The sequence below is a fragment of the Streptomyces tremellae genome, from assembly GCF_039540215.1.
Classification (GTDB): Bacteria; Actinomycetota; Actinomycetes; order Streptomycetales; family Streptomycetaceae; genus Streptomyces; species Streptomyces tremellae.
This window is the reverse complement of sequence record NZ_BAABEP010000022.1, coordinates 1-21856: the sequence shown is the minus strand read 5'-3', so window position 1 is coordinate 21856 and position 21856 is coordinate 1. Positions and strand designations below refer to the sequence as shown.

The 21856-nt window shown below is 74.7% G+C and carries 17 protein-coding genes; 3 read left to right on the top strand and 14 right to left on the bottom strand.

The features are described 5' to 3' along the window. Positions 1-13 precede the first annotated feature (13 nt). The 5 genes from ABEA77_RS16945 to hrcA all read right to left on the bottom strand — a co-directional run bounded on the left by ABEA77_RS16945 (position 14) and on the right by hrcA (position 4746). Positions 14-373, bottom strand: coding sequence for a histidine triad nucleotide-binding protein (locus ABEA77_RS16945; RefSeq protein ID WP_345647703.1), 360 nt, complete (start codon positions 371-373; stop codon positions 14-16). Positions 374-478: 105 nt separating this feature from the next. Further along, on the bottom strand, positions 479-1225 hold the full coding sequence (locus tag ABEA77_RS16940; RefSeq protein WP_345647700.1) for a 16S rRNA (uracil(1498)-N(3))-methyltransferase: 747 nt from the start codon (positions 1223-1225) through the stop codon (positions 479-481). After that, positions 1222-2295 carry a nitronate monooxygenase gene (locus tag ABEA77_RS16935; protein WP_345647697.1) on the bottom strand — a complete coding sequence of 358 codons (1074 nt, stop codon included), beginning with the start codon at positions 2293-2295 and terminating at the stop codon, positions 1222-1224. The genes ABEA77_RS16940 and ABEA77_RS16935 overlap by 4 nt, the downstream gene beginning before the upstream one ends. Before the next feature lie 297 nt (positions 2296-2592). After that, a complete protein-coding gene (gene dnaJ / locus ABEA77_RS16930; RefSeq protein ID WP_345647694.1) occupies positions 2593-3729 on the bottom strand; it encodes a molecular chaperone DnaJ in 1137 nt (378 codons plus the stop codon). Continuing rightward, a complete protein-coding gene (gene hrcA, locus ABEA77_RS16925; RefSeq protein WP_345647692.1) occupies positions 3730-4746 on the bottom strand; it encodes a heat-inducible transcriptional repressor HrcA in 1017 nt (338 codons plus the stop codon). Between the two features lie 308 nt (positions 4747-5054). On the opposite strand from hrcA, the gene ABEA77_RS16920 reads away from it, so the two are divergent. Both ABEA77_RS16920 and ABEA77_RS16915 read left to right on the top strand, forming a co-directional pair. Next, positions 5055-5807, top strand: coding sequence for an MBL fold metallo-hydrolase (locus tag ABEA77_RS16920; protein ID WP_345647690.1), 753 nt, complete (start codon positions 5055-5057; stop codon positions 5805-5807). Positions 5808-5958: 151 nt separating this feature from the next. After that, positions 5959-6792, top strand: a complete 834-nt coding sequence (locus ABEA77_RS16915) for a DUF3097 domain-containing protein (RefSeq protein ID WP_345647687.1) — start codon at positions 5959-5961, stop codon at positions 6790-6792. A 16-nt stretch (positions 6793-6808) separates the two neighbouring features. Here the strand turns inward: ABEA77_RS16915 and hemW are convergent, their stop codons facing one another. The 4 genes from hemW to lepA form a co-directional block, all read right to left on the bottom strand. Further along, a complete protein-coding gene (gene hemW / locus ABEA77_RS16910; RefSeq protein ID WP_345647684.1) occupies positions 6809-8041 on the bottom strand; it encodes a radical SAM family heme chaperone HemW in 1233 nt (410 codons plus the stop codon). 60 nt (positions 8042-8101) lie between these two features. After that, the gene (locus tag ABEA77_RS16905; protein ID WP_425588300.1) at positions 8102-10072 is read right to left on the bottom strand and encodes a SpoIIE family protein phosphatase; all 1971 of its coding nucleotides are present in this window, start codon (positions 10070-10072) and stop codon (positions 8102-8104) included. Positions 10073-10830: 758 nt separating this feature from the next. Then, positions 10831-12720, bottom strand: coding sequence for an AMP-dependent synthetase/ligase (locus ABEA77_RS16900; RefSeq protein ID WP_345647678.1), 1890 nt, complete (start codon positions 12718-12720; stop codon positions 10831-10833). A gap of 263 nt (positions 12721-12983) precedes the next feature. Next, positions 12984-14855, bottom strand: coding sequence for a translation elongation factor 4 (gene lepA / locus ABEA77_RS16895; RefSeq protein ID WP_345647675.1), 1872 nt, complete (start codon positions 14853-14855; stop codon positions 12984-12986). A gap of 334 nt (positions 14856-15189) precedes the next feature. Here lepA and rpsT point away from each other — a divergent pair, with 334 nt between their 5' ends. Next, positions 15190-15456 carry a 30S ribosomal protein S20 gene (gene rpsT / locus ABEA77_RS16890; RefSeq protein WP_345647672.1) on the top strand — a complete coding sequence of 89 codons (267 nt, stop codon included), beginning with the start codon at positions 15190-15192 and terminating at the stop codon, positions 15454-15456. Positions 15457-15765: 309 nt separating this feature from the next. Here rpsT and holA read toward each other — a convergent pair whose 3' ends face one another. The 5 genes from holA to ABEA77_RS16865 form a co-directional block, all read right to left on the bottom strand. Beyond that, on the bottom strand, positions 15766-16752 hold the full coding sequence (gene holA, locus ABEA77_RS16885; protein WP_345647670.1) for a DNA polymerase III subunit delta: 987 nt from the start codon (positions 16750-16752) through the stop codon (positions 15766-15768). A gap of 606 nt (positions 16753-17358) precedes the next feature. After that, positions 17359-17607 carry a hypothetical protein gene (locus tag ABEA77_RS16880; protein ID WP_345647668.1) on the bottom strand — a complete coding sequence of 83 codons (249 nt, stop codon included), beginning with the start codon at positions 17605-17607 and terminating at the stop codon, positions 17359-17361. 49 nt (positions 17608-17656) lie between these two features. Continuing rightward, the gene (locus ABEA77_RS16875; protein ID WP_345647666.1) at positions 17657-18559 is read right to left on the bottom strand and encodes a YceI family protein; all 903 of its coding nucleotides are present in this window, start codon (positions 18557-18559) and stop codon (positions 17657-17659) included. A 164-nt stretch (positions 18560-18723) separates the two neighbouring features. Next, positions 18724-21171, bottom strand: a complete 2448-nt coding sequence (locus ABEA77_RS16870) for a ComEC/Rec2 family competence protein (protein WP_425588299.1) — start codon at positions 21169-21171, stop codon at positions 18724-18726. Between the two features lie 176 nt (positions 21172-21347). Further along, on the bottom strand, positions 21348-21856 hold a 509-nt coding region (locus tag ABEA77_RS16865), incomplete at its 5' end, for a ComEA family DNA-binding protein (RefSeq protein WP_345647664.1).

Sequence of the window (21856 nt, the reverse complement as noted above, 5' to 3'; positions counted from 1 at the left end):
GGGCGGTCCCCCGTTATCCGGGGGGCCAGTTGAGCCCGCGTCCGCCGAGGACGTGGGCGTGCGCGTGGAAGACGGTCTGCCCCGCGCCGGAGCCGGTGTTGAAGACGATCCGGTAGCCGCCCGCCTCGACCTTGTCGTCGGCGGCGACCGCGCCTGCCTCGCGCAGCACGTCGGCCGCGACCTCGGGCGCGGCGGCGGCGAGCGACGCGGCGTCGGGGTAGTGCGCCCTGGGGATGACGAGGACATGGGTCGGCGCCTGCGGGTTGATGTCCCGGAAGGCGACCGTGGTCTCGCTCTCGCGTACGACCGTGGCGGGCACGTCCCCCGCGACGATCTTGCAGAACAGGCAGTCGGCCTGTGGTTCTCCCGCCATGGTCGGGGCCCTCATCTCCTCGCGTCCGTACGTCGGGCATCGTAGCGGTCCCGCCACTCAGGCTGCCGCCGGGCCGCCCGGCGGTGGCCGCAACAGGCGCGGCGGTCAGGACCAGCGGCCGGTGCGGGCGAGCAGCACGGCGGCCGCCGCGGTGCCCGCGGTGGAGGTGCGCAGGACGCTGGGGCCGAGCCGGTGCGGGGCCGCGCCCGCCTCGGCGAAGACGGCCAACTCCTCGGGCGAGACGCCGCCTTCGGGCCCGACGACGAGCACAAGGCGCCCGGCGTCCGGCAGCTTCGCGGTGGCGAGTGGCACGGCGACGCCGCCGTCCTCGTGCAGCACGGCCGCGAAGTCGGCGCCCGCGAGCAGCTGGGCGGCCTGGCGGGTGGTGGCCGGGTCCGCGACCTCGGGGAAGCGCAGGCGGCGCGACTGCTTGCCGGCCTCGCGGGCCGTGGCCCGCCACTTGGCGAGGGACTTGGCGCCGCGCTCGCCCTTCCACTGGGTGACGCAGCGCGCGGCCTGCCAGGGCACGACCGCGTCCACGCCGGTCTCGGTCATGGTCTCGACGGCGAGTTCGCCCCGGTCGCCCTTGGGCAGCGCCTGCACGACGGTGATCCGGGGCGCGGGAGCGTCCTCGGTGCGTACGGACACGATGTCGACGGTGAGCCGGTCCTTGCCCTCGGCCGCGGCGACGGTGCCGTACGCGCCGGTGCCCGCACCGTCGGTCAGGACGACCTGTTCGCCGGCGCGCAGCCGCCGTACGGAGACGGCGTGGCGCCCCTCGGGCCCGGCGAGCACGACCGTGCCGGGGCGCAGCGGTGTGCCGTCGTCCACGACGAAGACCGGTGCGGTCACCGGGTGCCTCCCAGGGTCATCGCGGCGCGTGCCGCCTCGGTCTCGGCGGCGAGCACCTCGACGAGCCGCGCGGCGGGCATGGGCCGTGCCATGCGGTGGCCCTGGCCCGCCCAGAGCGCCATGGCCTGGGGGTCGCCCGCCTTGGCGGCGGCCCTGCGCAGGGGCGAGGTGACGTGGTGGACCTCGGGGTAGGCCTGGGGGGCGTAGGGGCCGTGCTCGCGCATGAAGCGGTTGACCAGGCCGCGCGCGGGGCGTCCCGAGAAGGCGCGGGTGAGTTCCGTGCGGGCGAACAGCGGGTTGGTCATGGCCTGCTTGTGCAGGTCGGGGGAGCCGGACTCGTCGGTGACGAGGAACGCGGTGCCGAGTTGCGCTGCTTGGGCGCCGAGGGCGAGCACGGCGGCGATCTGGGTGCCGCGCATGATGCCGCCCGCCGCGAGGACGGGGAGTTCCACGGCGTCCTTGACCTGGAGCACGAGGGAGAGCAGCCCGATGCCCGCGCCGTCGGTGGCCGGGTCGTCGTGGTGGGTGCCCTGGTGTCCGCCCGCCTCGATGCCCTGGGCGCAGACCGCGTCGGCACCCGACCACTGGGCGGCGCGCGCCTCCTCGGGGGTGGTGACGGTGACGACGGTGTAGGTGCCGGCGCGGCGGAAGCGGTCGAGCACGCGGCGCGGCGGGCAGCCGAAGGTGAAGGAGACGACGGGCACGGGCTCGTCGAGCAGGACCGCGAGCTTGGCCTCGTAGTTGTCGTCCCAGCCGGCCTCGGGGTCGCCGAGCGGGGTGTCGTACCAGTCGGCCTCCCCGGCCAGCTGGCTGCGGTAGAGGTCGACGGCTGCGCGGTCGGCGTGCCGGGTCTGCGGGAGGAAGACGTTCACCCCGAACGGCGCCGCCGTGAGTCCCCGCAGGCGCTTGATCTCGTCGTACATGCCGTCGGCCGTCTTGTAGCCGGCGGCGAGGAAGCCGAGCCCGCCCGCGTCGCAGACCGCGGCGGCCAGCTGGGGGCAGGACGCTCCGCCTGCCATGGGGGCCTGCACGATCGGATACCGACAGAGATCGGTCAGCGTGGAGGACATGCACGCATGGTGCCATGCCGGTACCAGAGCGCAGAATCGCCCTCGCACCCGGCATATGCCAAGGGAAGAACCAACGGTCATGGCGGTGCGGAGGCGCTGTTTGCCCCGGTTCGTCCGGCGGCCGACTGGAGAGACCAACCGGTATGGAGTGCCCGGCGGTGGGGGCGAGTTCAAGCCCCGCGCGCCGAGACCCGGCGCCGGCCGCCGACCCCGCCCGAGCAAGGACCCGGTCGCGGAACGCCGTCGGCGCGCGCACCGTGAACGGTGCGCGCGCCGACGGGCAGCGGCGGGCCGGGCCTAACGGCCGTTGAACGCGTCCTTCAGCCGGGAGAACAGCCCCTGCTGGCCGGGCTGGAACTGCCCCGTCGGGCGCTCCTCCCCGCGCAGCTTGGCCAGTTCGCGCAGCAGCCGCTCCTGCTCGGCGTCGAGCTTCGTCGGGGTGGTGACCTCGACATGGACGATCAGATCGCCGCGGCCGCCGCCGCGCAGGTGGGTCACGCCGCGACCGTGCAGCGGGACCGACTGGCCGGACTGCGTGCCGGGCCTGACGTCGACCTCCTCCACACCGTCGAGCGTCTCCAGCGGGCACTTGGTGCCGAGCGCGGCGGCCGTCATCGGGATCGTCACCGTGCAGTGCAGGTCGTCGCCGCGGCGCTGGAAGACGGAGTGCGGCAGCTCGCGGATCTCCACGAACAGGTCGCCCGCGGGGCCACCGCCCGGCCCGACCTCGCCCTCGCCCGCGAGCTGAATCTTGGTGCCGTCGTCGACGCCCGCGGGGATCTTGACCGTGAGCGTGCGGCGGGAGCGCACGCGGCCGTCGCCCGCGCACTCCGGGCACGGCGTCGGCACCACCGTGCCGAAGCCCTGGCACTGGGGGCACGGGCGGGAGGTCATGACCTGGCCGAGGAACGACCGCGTCACCTGCGAGACCTCGCCCCGGCCGCGGCACATGTCGCAGGTCTGGGCGGAGGTGCCGGGCGCGGCGCCCTCTCCGTTGCAGGTGGAGCAGACGACGGCCGTGTCGACCTGGATGTCCTTGGTGGTGCCGAAGGCCGCCTCGCTGAGCTCGACCTCCAGGCGGATCATGGCGTCCTGGCCGCGGCGGGTGCGCGAGCGGGGGCCGCGCTGGGACGCCGTACCGAAGAACGCGTCCATGATGTCGGAGAAGTTGCCGAAGCCGCCGGCCCCGAAGCCGCCGGCCCCCCCGCCGCCGTTGCTGGACAGCGGATCTCCGCCGAGGTCGTAGACCTGCTTCTTCTGCGGGTCGGAGAGCACCTCGTACGCGGCGTTGATCTCCTTGAAGCGCTCCTGCGTCTTCGGGTCCGGGTTGACGTCCGGGTGCAGCTCGCGGGCGAGCCTCCTGAACGCCTTCTTGATCTCGTCCTGGGACGCGTCGCGGCGCACGCCGAGAACGGCGTAGTAGTCCGTGGCCACTTACGACTCCGCCAGGATCTGTCCGACGTAACGTGCCACTGCGCGTACCGCTCCCATCGTTCCGGGGTAGTCCATGCGGGTCGGTCCGACCACGCCGAGTTTGGCGACTGCCTCGTCGCCCGAACCGTAGCCGACGGCTACGACAGATGTGGAAGTGAGGCCCTCGTGGGCGTTCTCGTGCCCGATGCGGACCGTCATTCCCGGCTGGCCCGCCTCGCCGAGGAGCTTGAGGAGCACCACGTGCTCCTCAAGCGCCTCAAGCACGGGCCTGATCATCATCGGGAAGTCGTGCCCGAAGCGGGTGAGGTTGGCGGTGCCGCCGATGAGCAGCCGCTCCTCGGTCTCCTCCACCAGGTTCTCCAGCAGGGTCGCGAGGACGGTGGAGACCGTGGGTCTGTCCTCCGCCTCGAACGACTCGGGCAGGTCCTGCACCAGGCGCGGCACGTCGGCGAAGCGGCGGCCCACCACCCGGCTGTTGAGCCGGGCCCGCAGGTCGGCGAGGGCGACCTCGCCGAACGGGGCGGGGCAGTCGATCATCCGCTGCTCGACCCGTCCGGTGTCGGTGATCAGCACGAGCATCAGCCGGGCCGGCGCCAGCGAGAGCAGTTCGACGTGGCGCACCGTGGACCGCGTCAGCGACGGGTACTGCACGACGGCGACCTGCCGGGTCAGCTGGGCGAGCAGCCGGACCGTGCGGCCGACGACGTCGTCGAGGTCGACGGCGCCCTCAAGGAAGTTCTGGATGGCCCGGCGCTCGGGCGAGGAGAGCGGTTTGACGCCCGCCAGCTTGTCCACGAACAGCCGGTACCCCTTGTCGGTGGGGATGCGGCCCGCGCTCGTGTGCGGCTGGGCGATGTAGCCCTCCTCTTCGAGTACGGCCATGTCGTTGCGGATCGTCGCGGGCGACACGCCGAGCCGGTGGCGCTCCGTGAGCGCCTTGGAGCCGACGGGCTCCTCCGTGCCGACGTAGTCCTGGACGATGGCGCGCAGCACTTCGAGTCTGCGTTCGCTGAGCACGGCGCACACCTCCAGCGGTCGTCGTTCGTCGTCCCTCGTCGCGCTCTGCGACCCCGTTTGGCACTCGCTCCACCCGAGTGCCAGCTCCTTCCGAGCCAGTGTACGGCCGGTGGGGGCGCGCGTAGCAAGGCAGTGTTCCACGTGATCGCGCCGCCGCGCGTGAGAGGTTGCGGGTACGGGCCGCGACCGCGCGCGGGTACCCGGGCGAAGACGGGGAAACGGGACAGGCGGCGGAGAAGATCCGCACGAGCCGCATGAACCGTAAGAACCGCAAGAACCATAAGAAGCGCAAGAGGCGGAGGCGTCGGATGGACGGGGAGCCGGGGGCGCCTGGCCCGGACGGCTGGCAGCGGCTCGCGCCCGGTGTGCACCGGTGCAGGCTGCCCGGCTGGGACTGCACGGTGGGGCTGGTGACGGGCGACGCCGGGGCGCTGCTCGTCGACGCGGGCGGCACGCCGCGGCAGGGGGCGGCGGTGCGGGACGCGGCGCTGCGGCTCGCCGACGGCGCGCCCGTGCGGCATCTCGCCCTGACCCACCCGCACTTCGACCATGTACTGGGCGCGGGCGCGTTCCCCGGCGCCGAGGTGGCGGGGGCCGCCGGCCTGGCGGAGGCGCTGGGCGGCGCGGCGGGCCGGGCCGCGCTGTACGCGGACGCCGTGCGCCACGGCGTGCCCGCGGCCGCCGCGCGGGCCGCGGTGGACGGCCTCGGGCCCGGCGCGCCGCGGGTGCGCGAGGTCGGGGAGGAGCCGTACGGACTCGACCTCGGCGGCGGCACGCGGGTCCTGCTCGTCGACGCGGGCCCCGGCCACACCGCCTGCGACCTGGCCGTGCTGGTACACCCCGCGGCCGGCCCCGCGGTGCTGTTCTGCGGCGACCTGGTGGAGGAGTCAGGGCCGCCGCAGGCGGGGCCCGACGCGGTGCCGGACCGCTGGCCGGCCGCGCTCGACGTCCTGCTCCGCCTGGGCGGCGAGGACGCGCTGTACGTGCCGGGGCACGGCGCGGTGGTGGACGCGGCGTTCGTACGGGCCCAGCGTGACGCGCCGGCGCGGGGCGGTGTGTGAACTCCCCAGGGGCGGACGGCAGCGCGCGGCGCAGGCGCAGGACCGGCGTCCGCGTGCCGGGGCCGGGCGCGGGTGGGGACGCGCACGGGCGGGTGGCAGCGCGCTGCTGCGGGACCGGGACATCGGGCGGTGATCGGCATAGGGTCGGGCCGTGCGGAGTTACAGCCCTGATCTGACGCCCCCGTGGAAGCGCTCCACGCCCGTGCCCGAGGTTCCAGCGGAGCCCGACCTCGTCGTGGAGGAGGTGTCGACCGGGTTCTGCGGCGCGGTGATCCGCTGCGAGAAGACCGCGCAGGGCCCCACGGTCACCCTGGAGGACCGCTTCGGCAAGCACCGGGTCTTCCCCATGGAGCCCGCGGCCTTCCTGCTGGAGGGCAAGCCGGTGACGCTGGTGCGCCCGGCGGCGGGCGCGGGCCGTAGGGCGCCCGCCACTACGGCCTCCGGCTCGGTCGCGGTGCCCGGCGCGCGGGCCCGGGTGGCGCGCGCGGGCCGCATCTATGTCGAGGGCCGGCACGACGCCGAGCTGGTCGAGAAGGTGTGGGGCGACGACCTGCGGGTGGAGGGCGTCGTCGTGGAGTACCTCGGCGGCGTGGACGACCTGCCCGCGATCGTCGCGGACTTCGCTCCGGGGCCCGAAGCGCGCCTCGGCGTGCTCGTCGACCACCTGGTGCCCGGCAGCAAGGAGTCCCGCATCGCCGCGGAGGCGTCGGGCGACGGCGTGCTCGTGGTGGGCCACCCGTACATCGACGTGTGGGAGGCGGTGAAGCCGTCCTCCGTGGGCATCGGGGCCTGGCCCCGGGTGCCGCGCGGCGAGGACTGGAAGACGGGCGTGTGCCGTGCGCTCGGCTGGCCGGAGAACACCGGGGCCGCCTGGCAGCGCATCCTCGCCTCGGTCCGCTCGTACCGCGACCTGGAGCCCGAACTCCTGGGCCGGGTCGAGGAGTTGATCGACTTCGTGACGATCGGCGGGCCCGCGGGGCCCTGAGCCGGCGCCGACGCGGTCAGTCCACCAGGTCCCTGACGACCGCGTCGGCGAGCAGGCGCCCGCGCAGGGTCAGGACCGCGCGGCCCGCCGCGTAGGGACCGGCCGCGAGCAGCCCCTCCCGCACGTGCCGCTCGGCCGCGCGCCGCCCCTCGGCGCGCAGCAGGGTGAGCGGTGCGCCCTCGCGCAGCCGCAGCTCCAGCATGATCCGCTCGACCCTGCGGTCCTCCGCGCCCAGCAGCTCGCGGCCCGCGCCGGGGGAACGCCCCTGCGCGAGCGCCGCCGCGTACGCGCCGGGGTGCTTCACGTTCCACCAGCGCACTCCCCCGACGTGGCTGTGCGCGCCGGGGCCCGCGCCCCACCAGTCGGCGCCGCGCCAGTACAGCTCGTTGTGCAGGCAGCGCGCGGCCTGTGAGGTGGCCCAGTTGGAGACCTCGTACCAGCCGAAGCCCGCGGCGGACAGCGCCTCGTCCGCGATCAGGTAGCGGTCGGCGTGCTCGTCGTCGTCGGTCATCGGGACCTCGCCGCGGCGGATGCGCGCGGCGAGCCTGGTGCCCTCCTCCACGATCAGCGCGTACGCGGAGACATGGTCGGGTCCCGCGCCGATCGCCGCGTCGAGCGAGGCGCGCCAGTCGTCGTCGCTCTCCCCCGGCGTGCCGTAGATCAGGTCGAGGTTGACGTGCTCGAACCCGGCGGCACGCGCCTCGGCGACGCACGCCTCGGGGCGTCCCGGCGTGTGGGTCCGGTCGAGGACGCGCAGCACGTCCTGGCGCGCGCTCTGCATGCCGAACGAGACGCGGTTGAAGCCGCCCTCGCGCAGCGCCGCCAGAAAGGCCGGGTCCACGGACTCCGGGTTGGCCTCCGTGGTGACCTCCGCGTCGTCGGCGAGCCCGAACTCGTCACGGACGGCGTCGAGCATCCGCACCAGGTCGGCGGGGTCGAGCAGGGTCGGCGTGCCACCGCCGACGAACACCGTGCGCACCTCGCGCGGGTCGTCGCCCAGCACCTTGCGGGCCAGGCGGACCTCGTCGGCCAGGGTGCCCGCGTAGTTGTCCCGGGAGGCGAGCACTCCGCCGGAGCCGCGCAGCTCGGTCGCCGTGTACGTGTTGAAGTCGCAGTAGCCGCAGCGCGTGGCGCAGTACGGAACGTGCAGGTAGAACCCGAGCGGCCGGTCGCCCGCGCCGTCGAGCGCGGACGCGGGCAGCTCACCGGTCTCGGGCACGGGGTCGCCGTCTGGCAGTGCGGAGGGCATGCGCCCATTGTCCCGCACCCCGGCGGACTCCCCCGCCACCGTGCGCCGGGGCGCCCGGCCTCACTCGGCCTGGAAGGCCAGGAGCGCCAGGTCGTCGTCGGGGGGCGCGGCGTCGAAGCCGTGGACCAGGCGGCGGATGTGCTCGGCGACGCCCTCCGCCGGGAGCCCCGCGCAGGCCGCGAGCGCGTGGGCGAGCCCGTCGGAGTCGTCGAGCATCCGGCCGCCGGAGCGGCGCTCGGTCACCCCGTCCGTCACACACAGCAGGGTGTCGCCCGGCGCCAGGTCGAAGGTCTGGCTCTCGTACGGGGTGTTCTCCGCGATCCCCAGCAGCAGCTGCGGCTCGGCGGCCGGCCGCACCGTCCCGTCGGGCCGCAGCAGCAGCGGCAGCGGGTGGCCCGCGCTCGCCACCGTGCAGCGGGCGCCGCCCGCGGGCAGTGGCACGAACTCCCCGTACAGCAGGGAGAGAAAGCGCGGGTGGTAGCCCTCGGCGGCGGGCAGTTCGCGCGGAGCCCCGGCCGGCGGGAGGCCCGCGGCGACCGCCTCGCCCGCCGCCATGGTCTCCGCGGCGCTCGCCACCGCCATCGCGGACGCCGCCTCCGCGGCCTCGGTCGCGTCGTCGAGCAGCAGCCGGTTGAGCCGGTCGAGCACCTCGCCCACCCGGTAGCCCTCGCGGCCGAGCAGCCGCAGCCAGGGCCGGGCGAGGCCGGTGACGACGGCCGCCTCGGGGCCGCTGCCCTGCACGTCGCCGAGCATGAAGCACCAGCGGTCGCCCGGGCAGTGGAACACGTCGTAGAAGTCGCCGCCCGCGAGGCCCTCGTCGCTCGGCTCGTACACCAGGGCGCTCGCGACGCCGGGGATTTTCGCGACCCTGCTGGGCAGCAGGCCGCGCTGGAGGACGCGGCTGATGGTGGCCTGCCGGGTGTAGCGGCGGGCCGCGCCGACGGCGAGCGCGACCCGGCGCGCGAAGTCCTCCACGAGTTCGACGATCTCGTCGGCCACCGGTGCCTTGCCGGGTCTGCCGAGCAGCAGGGTGCCCACGGGTCTGCCGTTGGTGACGAGGCGGCAGGAGAGCGCGACGCCCTCCTCGCCTGCGCCCGTGCCGTCCGGCGCCCGCTCGGCGGCGCCCGGCGCCGGGACCTCGACGGGGCCCGGGTACGGCGGGTCGGCGGGCCCCGGCGGGTCCTTCTCCAGCGCCGCGCGCAGCGCGTCGAGCCGCGCTTCCTCCGCGTGCCAGACCCCGGCGAGCCGGGCCGAGGTGCCGCTGCCGTCGAGCCAGACGGCGCACCAGGTCGCGAGCCTGGGCACCAGCAGCTGCCCGGCGAGCGCGGCCACCGTCTCCTCGTCCAGCTGCCCGGCGAGCAGGTCGGAGGTCTCGGCGAGGAGCGACAGGGCGCCGTGCCCGCGCCACTCGGCCTCGCCGCGGGCGCCCGGTCCGCCCCGCGCGGCCTCCCCGCCGGCCGCGCTCTCCGTACTCTGCGGGGACTGCCCGGCGTCCTCGGGCCCCGGGCGCGGCGACAGCCGTGCCGCCGCGCCGCTGCCGTCGAGCGCGATCCTCGCCCACACCGTCTTGAGCCCGGTGCGGTAGGTGACGCCCCACCGCTCCGCGAGCGACGCGACGATCTGGAGGCCGCGGCCGTACTCCACCGTGTACGGGCCCGAGCGGCGGTACGGCGTCCCGGGGTCGGCGGGCGAGCGCGCGGGGTGGTGGTCGGAGACCTCCACGAGCAGCGCGGGCGACTCCTCCTCCCCGGCGCCCTGCGCCCAGGCGGCGGGCTCCATCAGCCGGCAGCGGACCTCGACGGTCGTGCCCGCGTGCACCACGGCGTTGGTGACCAGCTCGTCGGCGATCAGCGCCGCGTCGTCGGCGAGCAGGTCGGTGCTGTGCCCGCCCTGCGGGCACGCCCCGGCGCTCCTGGCACCGTCGACCGCGGCGGCCCCATCGACCCGCGCGCGCGAGTCGGCCGCTGCCGCGCCACCGGCTCGCGCGGCCCCGGCCGACCACCCGACCGCGGTCGCCCCGGCGGTCTCGATGGCCCCGGCGGTCTCAGCGGTCTCGGTAGCCCCGGCGGTCTCGACGGTCTCGGTAGCCCCGGCGGTCTCGGTGGTCTCGATGGCCCCGGCCACCCCGGCGCTTTCGGCAACCTCAGCGATCCCGGCAGTCCCGGCAACCTCAGCGACCCCGGCCGCCTCGACGGTCCCGGTGGCCCCGGTGGCCCGGGCGGCCCTGGCGGCCCCGCCGGCCGCTTCCGGCCGCCCGGACGCGGCGAGCGGCCCCGCGCCTGCCGCCGTGGTCGGCGGCGTCCCCGTGGTGTGCGCACCCGCGGACGCCGCGTCCTGGCCACCCTCGGGCGCGGAGCCGCAGAAGGCGCACGGGCCGAGCAGGCCGAGCGCGGTCCACTCGGCGAGGGCCGCGCGGACCAGGCGGCGGGCCTCGGCGGGCGCGACCGGATCGCTCTCCAGGCTGATGCGGACGAACGGCGGCGGCCCTGCCGCCCCTGACAGCGGCCCGCGCGGGGCGTCGGGGTCGGTCGCACACTGGATCGGAATGGGCCCCACTGCGGCTCCCGCGTCCGGTTGTCTGCTGCGTGTACGCGTACCGCCACGGCACGCCCTGCCGGTGTGATGCGGCAAGGGTGGCAGACGGACTCCGCCCGCGTACGGCAAGTCGCCGAAAAGGGCGGGGATGCGGCATACCTGCCCCCGGAAAACACGGAAGAGGGCGGATCAGGGCGGGACATCCGTCCCGCCCTGATCCGCCCTTTGTCCGAGCCCGGCTACGCCCGACGCGGTCAGCTCTCGCGCGTTCCCGCGTACATGTCCTCGATCAGGCCGGAGTACTCGCGCTCCACCACGGGCCGCTTGAGCTTGAGGCTCGGCGTCAGCTCGCCGTGCTCGATGTCGAGGTCGCGCGGCAGCAGCCGGAACTTGCGGATCGCCTGCCAGCGCTGGAGCCCGTCGTTGAGGCGCTGGACGTAGCCGTCGATCAGCCGCTCCGTCTCCGGCGCGGCCATGACCTCGGCGTACGACTTCCCGCCGAGGTTGTGCTCGGCGGCCCACTCCATGATCGTGGGCTCGTCCAGGGTGATCAGGGCGCTGCAGAAGTTGCGGCCGCCGCCGATCACCAGGATGTTCGAGACGAACGGGCAGACCGCCTTGAACTGGGTCTCGACCTCGGCCGGCGAGACGTACTTGCCGCCCGACGTCTTGATGAGGTCCTTCTTGCGGTCGGTGATCTTCAGATACCCGTCGGTGGACAGCTCCCCGATGTCGCCGGTGTGGAACCAGCCGTCCTCCTCCAGCACCTCGGCCGTCTTGTCCGGCAGGCCGTGGTAGCCGACCATGACCGCGGGGTTGCGGATCAGGATCTCGCCGTCGTCTGCGATGCGGACCTCGGTGCCCGGCATGGGCTTGCCGACCGTGCCGGTGCGCAGCGCGAGCCCCGGGTTGACGAAGCAGGCGGCGCTGGTCTCGGTGAGCCCGTACCCCTCCAGGATGGGCACGCCCGCGCCGGAGAAGAAGTAGCTGATCTCGGGGGCGAGTGCCGCCGAGCCGGAGACGGCGGCGCGCAGCCGCCCGCCGAACGCCTCCCTGATCTTGGCGAAGACGAGGGCGTCGGCGACCTTGTGCTTGGCGGCGAGCGCGAACGGCAGGGAGCTGTTGCCGGTGCGCTGGAAGTTCTCCTGGGAGACCCGCGCGGACTCCCGGGCGACACCCGCCGCCCACTTGAAGATCCGGTACTTGGCGGCGCCGCCCGCGCGCGCCTTGGCGGCGACGCCGTTGTAGACCTTCTCGAAGATCCGCGGCACGGCGGCCATGTACGTGGGCCTGACGACCGGCAGGTTCTCGATGATCTTGTCGACGCGGCCGTCGACCGCGGTGACGTGGCCGACCTCGATCTGCCCGGAGGTGAGCATCTTGCCGAAGACGTGCGCGAGCGGCAGCCACAGGTACTGCACGTCCTCGGCGGAGATCAGCCCCGTGCCCGCCATGGCCTTCGCCATGTACGACCAGGAGTCGTGGCGGAGCCGCACGCCCTTGGGGCGGCCCGTGGTGCCCGAGGTGTAGATGAGGGTGGCGAGCTGGTCGGCCTTGAGGGCGTCGATCCGCTCCCGTACGACGCCGGGGCGGGCGGCGAGCTCCTGCCCGCCGAGCTTCTCCACGGCGTCGAGAGAGAGCACCCAGCCCTCGGGGTCGCCGGGCTCGGGCACGGCGTCGGCCGCCTCGATCACCACGACGTGCGTCAGCTCGGGCAGCTCCGTGCGGTGCGCCCGCACCTTGGCGAGCTGCGCGGCGTCCTCCGCGATCAGCACGCGACTGCCGGAGTCGGAGAGGATGAAGACGGACTCGTCGGCGTTGGTCGACGGGTAGATGGTGGTCGTGGCGGCGCCCGCGCACATCACCCCGAGGTCGGCGAGGATCCACTCGATGCGGGTGGAGCTCGCGAGGGCGACGCGCTCCTCGGGCTGCACACCGAGCGCGATGAGGCCGGCGGCGATGGCGTACACGCGCTCGGCGGTGGCGCCCCAGGTCAGTGAGTGCCAGGTGTCGGGGCCGTGGCCCGATGCGGGAGGAACGGGGTACCGGAACGCGTCGGCGTCCGGCGTGGCGGCCACGCGCTCAATGAAGAGGGTCGCCACGGAGGGCGGCCGGTTCTCGATCAAGTTCTGGGTGTCGCTCACGGCTTCCTCCGGAACCGTACGGGTCGTACCGCACGATGCTTCTGATCATGAGACGTATGGCGTTCAATTAATTGACCGACCGACAAGTAGCTACCGATCGGTAATCAGACTAGGGGTCCGGCCGCGACCGCGTAAGAGGGGCGACATTTCCCACACAACCGTGTGCGCCGCGACGCCCGGACACATCGCAGGACATCCGGACATGGCTGAGGGCCCCCGCCGCGCCGCGCGCGCCGGAGGCCCTCAGCCGTTCAGCCGCCCCGCTACTTCTTCGCCTTGCCCGAGGACGCGTCGTCGCTGGAGAGCACCGCGATGAACGCCTCCTGCGGCACCTCCACGCTGCCGACCATCTTCATCCGCTTCTTGCCCTCCTTCTGCTTCTCCAGCAGCTTCCGCTTGCGCGAGATGTCGCCGCCGTAGCACTTCGCGAGGACGTCCTTGCGGATGGCGCGGATGGTCTCGCGGGCGATGACGCGCGAGCCGATCGCCGCCTGCACCGGCACCTCGAACGCCTGCCGCGGGATCAGCTCGCGCAGCTTGGCGACGAGCCGCACGCCGTAGGCGTACGCCTGGTCGCGGTGGGTGATCGCGGAGAAGGCGTCGACCTTGTCGCCGTGGAGCAGGATGTCGACCTTCACCAGCTGCGCCGACTGCTCGCCCGTGGGCTCGTAGTCGAGGGAGGCGTAGCCGCGGGTCTTGGACTTCAGCTGGTCGAAGAAGTCGAAGACGATCTCGGCGAGGGGCAGGGTGTAGCGGATCTCGACCCGGTCCTCCGAGAGGTAGTCCATGCCGAGGAGGGTGCCGCGCCGGTTCTGGCACAGCTCCATGATCGAGCCGATGAACTCGCTCGGCGCGAGGATGGTCGCCCTGACGACCGGCTCGAAGACCTCGTCGATCTTGCCCTCGGGGAACTCACTCGGATTGGTGACGGTGTGCTCCTTGCCGTCCTCCATCACCACCCGGTAGACGACGTTGGGCGCGGTCGCGATCAGGTCGAGGCCGAACTCGCGCTCCAGGCGCTCCCGGATCACGTCCAGGTGCAGCAGCCCGAGGAAGCCGACGCGGAAGCCGAAGCCGAGCGCCGCGGACGTCTCCGGCTCGTAGACCAGCGCGGCGTCGTTGAGCTGGAGCTTCTCCAGGGCGTCCCGCAGCTCCGGGTAGTCGGAGCCGTCCAGCGGGTAGAGCCCGGAGAACACCATGGGCTTGGGGTCCTTGTAGCCGCCGAGCGGCTTCTCCGCGCCCTTGCTCTGCGCGGTGATCGTGTCGCCGACCTTGGACTGGCGCACGTCCTTCACGCCGGTGATCAGATAGCCGACCTCGCCGACGCCGAGGCCGTCGGCCGGCAGCATCTCCGGCGAGTTGGCGCCGATCTCCAGCAGCTCGTGGGTGGCGCCGCTCGACATCATCCGGATGCGCTCGCGCTTGTTGAGCCGGCCGTCGACGACCCTGACGTACGTGACGACCCCGCGGTACGAGTCGTACACCGAGTCGAAGATCATCGCGCGGGCGGGGGCGTCCACGACGCCGACCGGCGCGGGCACCTCGGCGACGACCCGGTCGAGCAGCGCCTCCACGCCGAGGCCGGTCTTCGCGGAGACCTTGAGCACGTCGTCCGGGTCGCAGCCGATCAGGTTCGCCAGCTCCTCGGAGAACTTCTCCGGCTGCGCGGCGGGCAGGTCGATCTTGTTGAGGACGGGGACGATCGTGAGGTCGTTCTCCATCGCCAGGTAGAGGTTGGCGAGGGTCTGCGCCTCGATGCCCTGCGCGGCGTCGACCAGCAGGACCGTGCCCTCGCAGGCGGCGAGCGAGCGGGACACCTCGTAGGTGAAGTCGACGTGCCCCGGGGTGTCGATCATGTTGAGGATGTGGGTCCTGCCCTGGTCCTCGCCGGTACGGGGCGCCCACGGCAGCCGGACCGCCTGGGACTTGATCGTGATGCCGCGCTCGCGCTCGATGTCCATGCGGTCGAGGTACTGGGCGCGCATCTGCCGCTGCTCGACGACGCCGGTGAGCTGGAGCATCCGGTCGGCGAGCGTGGACTTGCCGTGGTCGATGTGCGCGATGATGCAGAAGTTGCGGATCAGCGCGGGGTCGGTACGGCTGGGCTCGGGCACGTTGACGGGGGTCGCGGGCACGCAGGGTCCTGATTCTTGAGGCGCGCCGCCCCGCGGGGGCCGTGCCGCGCGCGGAGGGGTCTCCGCGCGGCTGCCTTCCTCGGGGCGCGTCGTCTCGTCTCGGGTCGACATCTGGATCGGAATCTGGAGCGGATCGATACGCAGGCTCCATCGTCCCACGGCGGACGCCCTGCGACCGATTTGGGCCGGTCATACCGGGGCTGCTAGCCTGAACAGCTGTGTCTCGCTCCGCCGTGCCCCCGTGCGCGTCGGCGCGTGCCGCACCGCCCGGCGGCGCGAGCCGTCGGCCGGTCACCACCATCATCGGCATCACCGGACCTGCAAAGGCTCTTTCGTGGCGAACATCAAGTCCCAGATCAAGCGCAACAAGACGAACGAGAAGGCGCGCCTGCGCAACAAGGCCGTCAAGTCCTCCCTGAAGACCGCGATCCGCAAGACCCGCGAGGCCGCTGCCGCGGGCGACGTCGAGAAGGCCACCGCTGCCGCCCGTGTCGCCTCCCGCGAGCTCGACAAGGCCGCGTCGAAGGGTGTCATCCACAAGAACGCCGCCGCCAACAAGAAGTCGGCGCTGGCCACGACCGTCAACGGCATCCAGGCCTGACGCTCGTTCGTGCTCGACCCGATCGGCAGGCGGGCCGCGTCGCCGGGCGACGCGCCCAGGACAGGACCCCGGCCGATCGCCTGACCGACCCGGACAGGATCCGGCGGGCCCCTCTCTCCCGCCCCTGCTCCGGCCCCGGAACCGCACTTCGAACTGCGTTCGCCACGCGGGTGCGGCTTCCACAGACCTCGAAGGCCCCGGCCCCACGGCCGGGGCCTTCGCCGTACCCACCGTCCGGGGGGTCCGGGAGGTCCGGGCGGGGCCGGGGTGGCGGCCGGGGCGCGGGGGCGTCGTACGGGGTCGGAGGGGTCAGCGGCGGGGGCGGGCCGCGCGGGCGATGGTGACGACCGCCTTTTCCAGGGCGTACCCGGGGTCGTCGCCGCCGCCCTTGACGCCCGCGTCCGCCTCGGCGACGGCCCGCAGCGCCACGGCGACCCCGTCGGGCGTCCAGCCGCGCATCTGCTGGCGCACCCGGTCGATCTTCCATGGCGGCATGCCCAGCTCGCGGGCGAGGTCGGCGGGCCTGCCGCCGCGTGCCGACGACAGCTTGCCGATGGCCCGTACGCCCTGGGCGAGCGCGCTGGTGATCAGCACGGGCGCGACGCCCGTCGACAGCGACCAGCGCAGCGCCTCCAGCGCCTCCGCCGCCCTGCCCTCGACGGCCCGGTCGGCGACGGTGAAGCTCGACGCCTCGGCGCGGCCCGTGTAGTAGCGGCCGACGACCGCCTCGTCGACCGTGCCCTCGATGTCCGCGGCCAGCTGCGAGACCGCGCTCGCCAGCTCCCGCAGGTCGCTGCCGACCGCGTCGACCAGCGCCTGGCACGCCTCGGGCGTGGCGGACCTGCCGAGCGCGCGGAACTCCGCGCGCACGAACGTCAGCCGCTCCGCGGGCTTGGTCGTCTTCGGGCAGGCCACCTCGCGGGCCCCGGCCTTGCGGGCCGCGTCAAGCAGGCCCTTGCCCTTGGCGCCGCCCGGGTGCAGCAGCACCAGGGTGATCTCCTCGACGGGCGAGCCGAAGTACGCCTTGAGGTCCTTGACGGTGTCCGCGGACAGGTCCTGTGCGTTGCGCACGACGATGACCTTGCGCTCCGCGAACAGCGAAGGGCTCGTCAGCTCGGCCAGCGTCCCCGGCTGGAGCTGGTCGGCCGTGAGGTCCCGCACGTCGGTGTCGGCGTCCGCGGCCCTCGCCGCGCCCACGACCTGCTGCACCGCGCGGTCGAGGAGGAGGTCCTCCTGCCCCACGGCGAGCGTGACGGGCGCGAGAGGGTCGTCGCTGGTTGCTTTCCTGGTGGCCATCCCCGCCAGCATGGCACGCCCCACCGACAGCGCGGCCCCCGGCCCAGGGCGGCACCGTCCGGGCAGCTTCCCGGCCCTGGGCCGTACGCCCGCGGCCAACTCGGCGACAGGGCACGCCCGTTCCCGTGATCCCGCCCGCCGCCTGAGGCAGCCATGCCCACCCCCTCGACCACCGCCGCGCACAGTGGGCGGAGACCCTTGCCGCTGGTTCGCCCACACACCCCTCGGCTACGGCGACGGAATCGACCGCGCGCCGCAGCCCGACGTCGAACGCGCCCCCCGGCCGCTGGACCACGAACGCCGTCCGGCCCCCGGCGGGCACCGCCGCGGTCCGGCTCGCCCCGCGCGGGGCGCACAGCCCGGCGCGGGCGCACTCGGGACCCGGGCGGGAACCGGCACCGCGTCGGTCACCGACGACCCGGGGAAGCCGGAGGCGGAGTGGGCCACGGCCACCACGCCGGCACCGGAGAAGTCCGCCTGGCCCGTACCCGTCCTGAACCGCCCTGCGGATGCCGGTGGCCGACGGGCCCCGGCCCTCAGCGCCGCCGGCTGATCCGCGCCCGCCCACCCGGCACCACCGCCGGTGTGCGGCCGGCACCGGGCCGCTCAGGGGCGTTCCGTCCAGCCGTCCCAGACGGCGGCGTACGCGTCGAGCTCGGCGGGGTCGAGCCGCTCGTCCGGGTCGGCCACGAGCACCAGCCACTGGGCGTCCTCGGCGTCGTCCTCGCCCGCCAGGGCGTCCCGCACGATCCGCGGTTCGCCCCCGGTGCCGAACCGGTCGGCGAACCCGGCGGCCGCCTCCTCGGCGGCGTCGCGGTCCGGCAGCACCAGCAGATGTGTCACGTCGTCGTCCATGCGTCCCGCCCGCGCCCCCGGCGGCCGGCCGGCCCCGGTGCGCGCCCTCCTACTTGAACTGGAGTTCCGTGCCCTTGGGCACGATCTGGATGTCCAGTTCTATCTTGATGCTCGACCCCACGACGGCGATGCCGCGCGCCAGCATCGTCTGCCAGTTGATGGTGTAGTCCTCGCGGTGCAGTTCGGCCGTCGCCCGCACGGCGGCACGCGTCTCGTTCTCCATGCCGACGCGGACGCCGCCGTAGGCCGCTTCGAGGGCGACGGTGCGGGTCACACCGTGCAGCGTCAGGGCGCCGGTGATCAGCCAGTTGTTGCCGCCCTTGTGCTGGAAGCGGTCGCTGTAGAACTCCATCGTCGGGTAGTTCTCGACGTCCAGGAAGTCGCCGGAGCGCAGGTGGTCGTCGCGCATCTGCACGTTGGTGTCGATGGACGCGGCGTCGATGACCACGTGCATCGCGGAGTCCTCGATGGAGTTCCCGAGACGTATCGCGCCGGCGAAGTTGTCGAACCGGCCGTAGACACGGGCGAGTCCGATGTGCCGGGCGACGAACCCGATGCGGGAGTGGGCGGGTTCGATCTCCCACTCCCCCGCCGTCGGCAGCGGCAGCGAGGGCGCGGTCTGGAGCGTGATGTCGCCCAGGGATGCGAGCTTGCTGTCCTCGGTGATCGAGGCGCTGGCCCGGTAGGGGCTGTAGCTCTCGGCGGACACCGCGACCCGGTACTCGCCCACGGGCACCATGGCCGCGACACCGCCGAAGGGGTCGGTCTCCCCGCTGACGATCTTGCGTCCCTGCGCGTCGCTGACCGTGAACTCCGCCTGCCTCACAGGCTCGCTCACGGGGTCGAGGACACGGCAGGTCAGCAGGCCCGCGCCGGGAGGGACGGAGAGTCCGGAGAGCGGGTTGTTCTTCTGGCCCGCGGCCGTCCGCCGACCGAACAAGCGGCTGATCATCTTGGCTACCCCTGTGCGCTGGACTCCCCGGGGCGTTCTGCCCCGGGGCCCCTGAACGGATTGGCATTCGAACACTGTTGAGCTGTGCAAGGCAAACGTACGGACGAGTAGGAACATCGGATCGTCCGCTCGCTCGACCAGCCCGATGATGGCAGACGCCCCTTTCACGCGGCCGACCGGTCCGTACGCCGGGACACCGCGCGCAGAGCGGGCCCGCTCCCCGTGACGGCGATCTCCCCGCCGGTGTCGGTGCGCAGCACCACCGCTCCCCCGCTCCGCAGCGCGGCGATCGTCCGCGCCGACGGGTGCCCGTACGGATTGCCCGCGCCGCACGAGACCAGCGCGAGCCTGGGCCGCAACCACCGCAGCAGCAGCGGGTCCTGGAACGCGGAGCCATGGTGCGGAACCTTGAGCACGTCGACGGGCGGCAGGGCTCCGCCCCGCAGCAGGGCGCGCTGCGCGGCCGGCTCCAGGTCACCGGGCAGCAGCAGGGTGGGGCCGTGGCGGACCCGCACGAGCAGCGTGACGCTTGAGTCGTTGGGCTCGCCGGTCGCAGGACCCGGGCCCGGCGGCGGCCACAACTCCCGCCAGGCGAGCGGTCCGACCGCCCTGCGCTCCCCCGGCACGACGGACGCCACCGGCACGCCCGCCGCCGCGGCCGTCCGCCGGACGAACGCCGCCTCCGCGGCCGGCTCCGCGAACGTCGTCGTCTCGATCGCGCCCACTGCCCGCCCCCGCAACACCCCGGGCAGGCCGGTGACATGGTCCGCGTGGAAGTGGGTGAGCACGAGCAGCGGGACCCGTGTCACGCCGAGCCCCCTCAGGCACCCGTCCACCAGGGCGGGGTCGGGCCCCGCGTCCACCACGACGGCGGTGCCTGGGCCGGCCGCGAGCACCGTCGCGTCCCCCTGGCCCACGTCGCACATCGCGTACGACCAGCCGGGCGGCGGCCAGCCCGTCACCAGCCGGACGACGGGCGGCGGGCGCAGCAGCGCGAGGAGCAGCAGCACCGCGCACCCGGCCGCCGTCCAGGGCCGGTGCCGCAGCGCGCGCAGCGCCACCAGCGCGCCCGCCGTCGCCAGGGCGAGCAGCGCCCCGCCCAGGCTGCCGCCCGGCCAGGACACCTCGGCGCCCGGCAGGGCCGCGCCCGCCCTCGCCACCCCGGCGATCCACCCGGCGGGCAGGCCCGCGAGGCGTGCCGCGGCCTCCGCCGCCGACGGGGCCGCGGGAGCGAGCGCGAGCGCCGCGAAGCCGAGCACCGTGGCCGGGGCGACGGCCAGTTCGGCGGCCAGGTTGCACGGCACGGCCACCAGGCCGACCCGGGCCGCGAACACCGCCACGACCGGGGCGCACACCGCCTGGGCGGCGCCGGCCGCGGCGAGCACCTCCGCGAGCCGCTCCGGCACCCCGCGCCCGGTCAGCGCGGCGCACCAGCGGGGTCCGAGCGTCAGCAGCGCGCCCGTGGCGAGCACCGACAGGGCGAAGCCGTAACTCCGCGCGAGCCAGGGGTCGTAGAGCACCAGCCCCAGCACGGCGGCGGCCAGGGCCGGAATCAGCGACCTGCGCCGCCCGGTCGCCAGGGCGAGCAGGGTCACCAGACCGCAGGCTGCGGCCCGCAGCACGCTCGGCTCCGGCCTGCACACCACCACGAACGCCAGTGTGAGCACGCCGCCGAGCACCGCCGTCGCCCGCAGCGGGATGCCGAGCCTGGCCGCGAGCCCCCGCCGCTCGGCGCGCAGCGCCAGCGCGGGCGGTCCGATCAGCAGGACGAGGACCACGTTCAGGTTGCCGCCGGACACGGCCACAAGGTGCGTCAGGTCGGTGGCCCTGAACGCCGCGTCGAGTTCGGGCGAAACGCGCGAGGTGTCCCCCACGACCAGCCCGGGCAGCAGGGCCCGCGCGTCGGGCGGCAGCGGCTCCGTGGCGCGCCGCAGCCCCGCGCGCAGGGATCCCGCGGCCCGCTGCGGCCAGGACGGCCGTCCCGCCACGGCGGGCGGCAGGCCCCCGGCCGCCGGCCGCACCAGCGCCGCGTGCGACGGGTCGTCGGCGAACGGCGGCGCGAACCTGGCGGTGAGGCGCAGCCTGGTCGAGGGCAGCAGCGCCCGCCAGGCCCCCTGGCGCGGGCCGGCGTCGACGAACACGAGGACGGGTGTCCTGGTGTCCGTGGCGGGGCCGCCGTGGGAGGCCACCCGCACCACGTCGGCCTCGAACATCACCTGCGCCGCCGTGAGATGGTCCCCGCTGACCTTCTGGCGCACCGGCCGGGGGTCGGACCTGACGGTCAGCTCGACCGCGGCCCTTCCGTACCGTTCCGCGAGCCGTGGGACGGGCCCGCGCCGCACGTCCGCCGCGTGCAGCCCCGCGGAGACGGCGCCCGCAGCGGCACAGCACAGGGCGGCGACGGCGACCATGGCCCAGGTACGCCTCGGCCCGCGCCGCGTCCAGAGGACGGCCGCCACGGCCAGCAGCGCACCCGCTCCGGCCGCCGACCACCGCGCGGGCACGGCGAGCGCGACCCCCGCCGCGCCCCACGCCGCCAGCGCGGGCGGCACCAGCCGCTGGTCCGCCGGGCCCTCGGGTCGCGGATTCCCCTCCCCGAGCGGCCGGCCCAGCCCCCGCGGCCGGCCCAGCCGCGCCCCGCGCCGCGGCGTGGCCCGCCCGGCAGCGCCCTCGGACCGCGGCCCGACGCCGTCGCCCCGCCCTGCGGTCCCGCCGGATGGCGTCGCGGCGCCTCTGCCCCGTCCCGGGGCGCCCCCGAGCCCCCGCGCGGTGCCATCCGCCCGGCGCGTCACGGCCGCACCAGCTTTTCGAGGTCGGCGAAGCGTCTCTCGCCGATGCCGCCCACCTCGCGCAGCTCGTCGACGGACCGGAAACCGCCGTTCTGCGTGCGGTAGTCGAGGATGTGCTGCGCCAGCACGGGGCCGACGCCCGGCAGGGAGTCGAGCTGGTCGGCGGTGGCCGTGTTGAGGCTGATCGGCGGCCCGCCCGGCACACCCGGCACACCGGGTGCGCCAGGGCCACCGGCCGCCGCCTGCGCGGGGGCGGTGCCCCGCGGCGCCCCGACGACCACCTGCTCGCCGTCGGTCAGCACCCGCGCCCTGTTCAGTCCGGTGAGGTCCGTGCCCTTCTTGGGGCCGCCCGCCGCACGCAGCGCGTCCTCCACCCGCGACCCGGCGGGCAGCCGCAGCACCCCGGGATGGCGTACGGCTCCGGCCAGGTCGACCACGACCCTGCCGCCGGACGGCCCCGCCGGGGGCGCCGCGGGCGGCGGCCCCGGCGGTGGGGCGGGCCCGGCGC

Coding starts and splice junctions, on each gene's coding strand:
- ABEA77_RS16935 (WP_345647697.1), bottom strand. CDS start 2,295: ATGTCCTCCACGCTGACCGATCTCTGTCGGTATCCGATCGTGCAGGCC.
- ABEA77_RS16880 (WP_345647668.1), bottom strand. CDS start 17,607: ATGGACGACGACGTGACACATCTGCTGGTGCTGCCGGACCGCGACGCC.
- hemW (WP_345647684.1), bottom strand. CDS start 8,041: ATGCCCTCCGCACTGCCAGACGGCGACCCCGTGCCCGAGACCGGTGAG.
- ABEA77_RS16945 (WP_345647703.1), bottom strand. CDS start 373: ATGGCGGGAGAACCACAGGCCGACTGCCTGTTCTGCAAGATCGTCGCG.
- holA (WP_345647670.1), bottom strand. CDS start 16,752: ATGGCCACCAGGAAAGCAACCAGCGACGACCCTCTCGCGCCCGTCACG.
- ABEA77_RS16920 (WP_345647690.1), top strand. CDS start 5,055: ATGGACGGGGAGCCGGGGGCGCCTGGCCCGGACGGCTGGCAGCGGCTC.
- ABEA77_RS16875 (WP_345647666.1), bottom strand. CDS start 18,559: ATGATCAGCCGCTTGTTCGGTCGGCGGACGGCCGCGGGCCAGAAGAAC.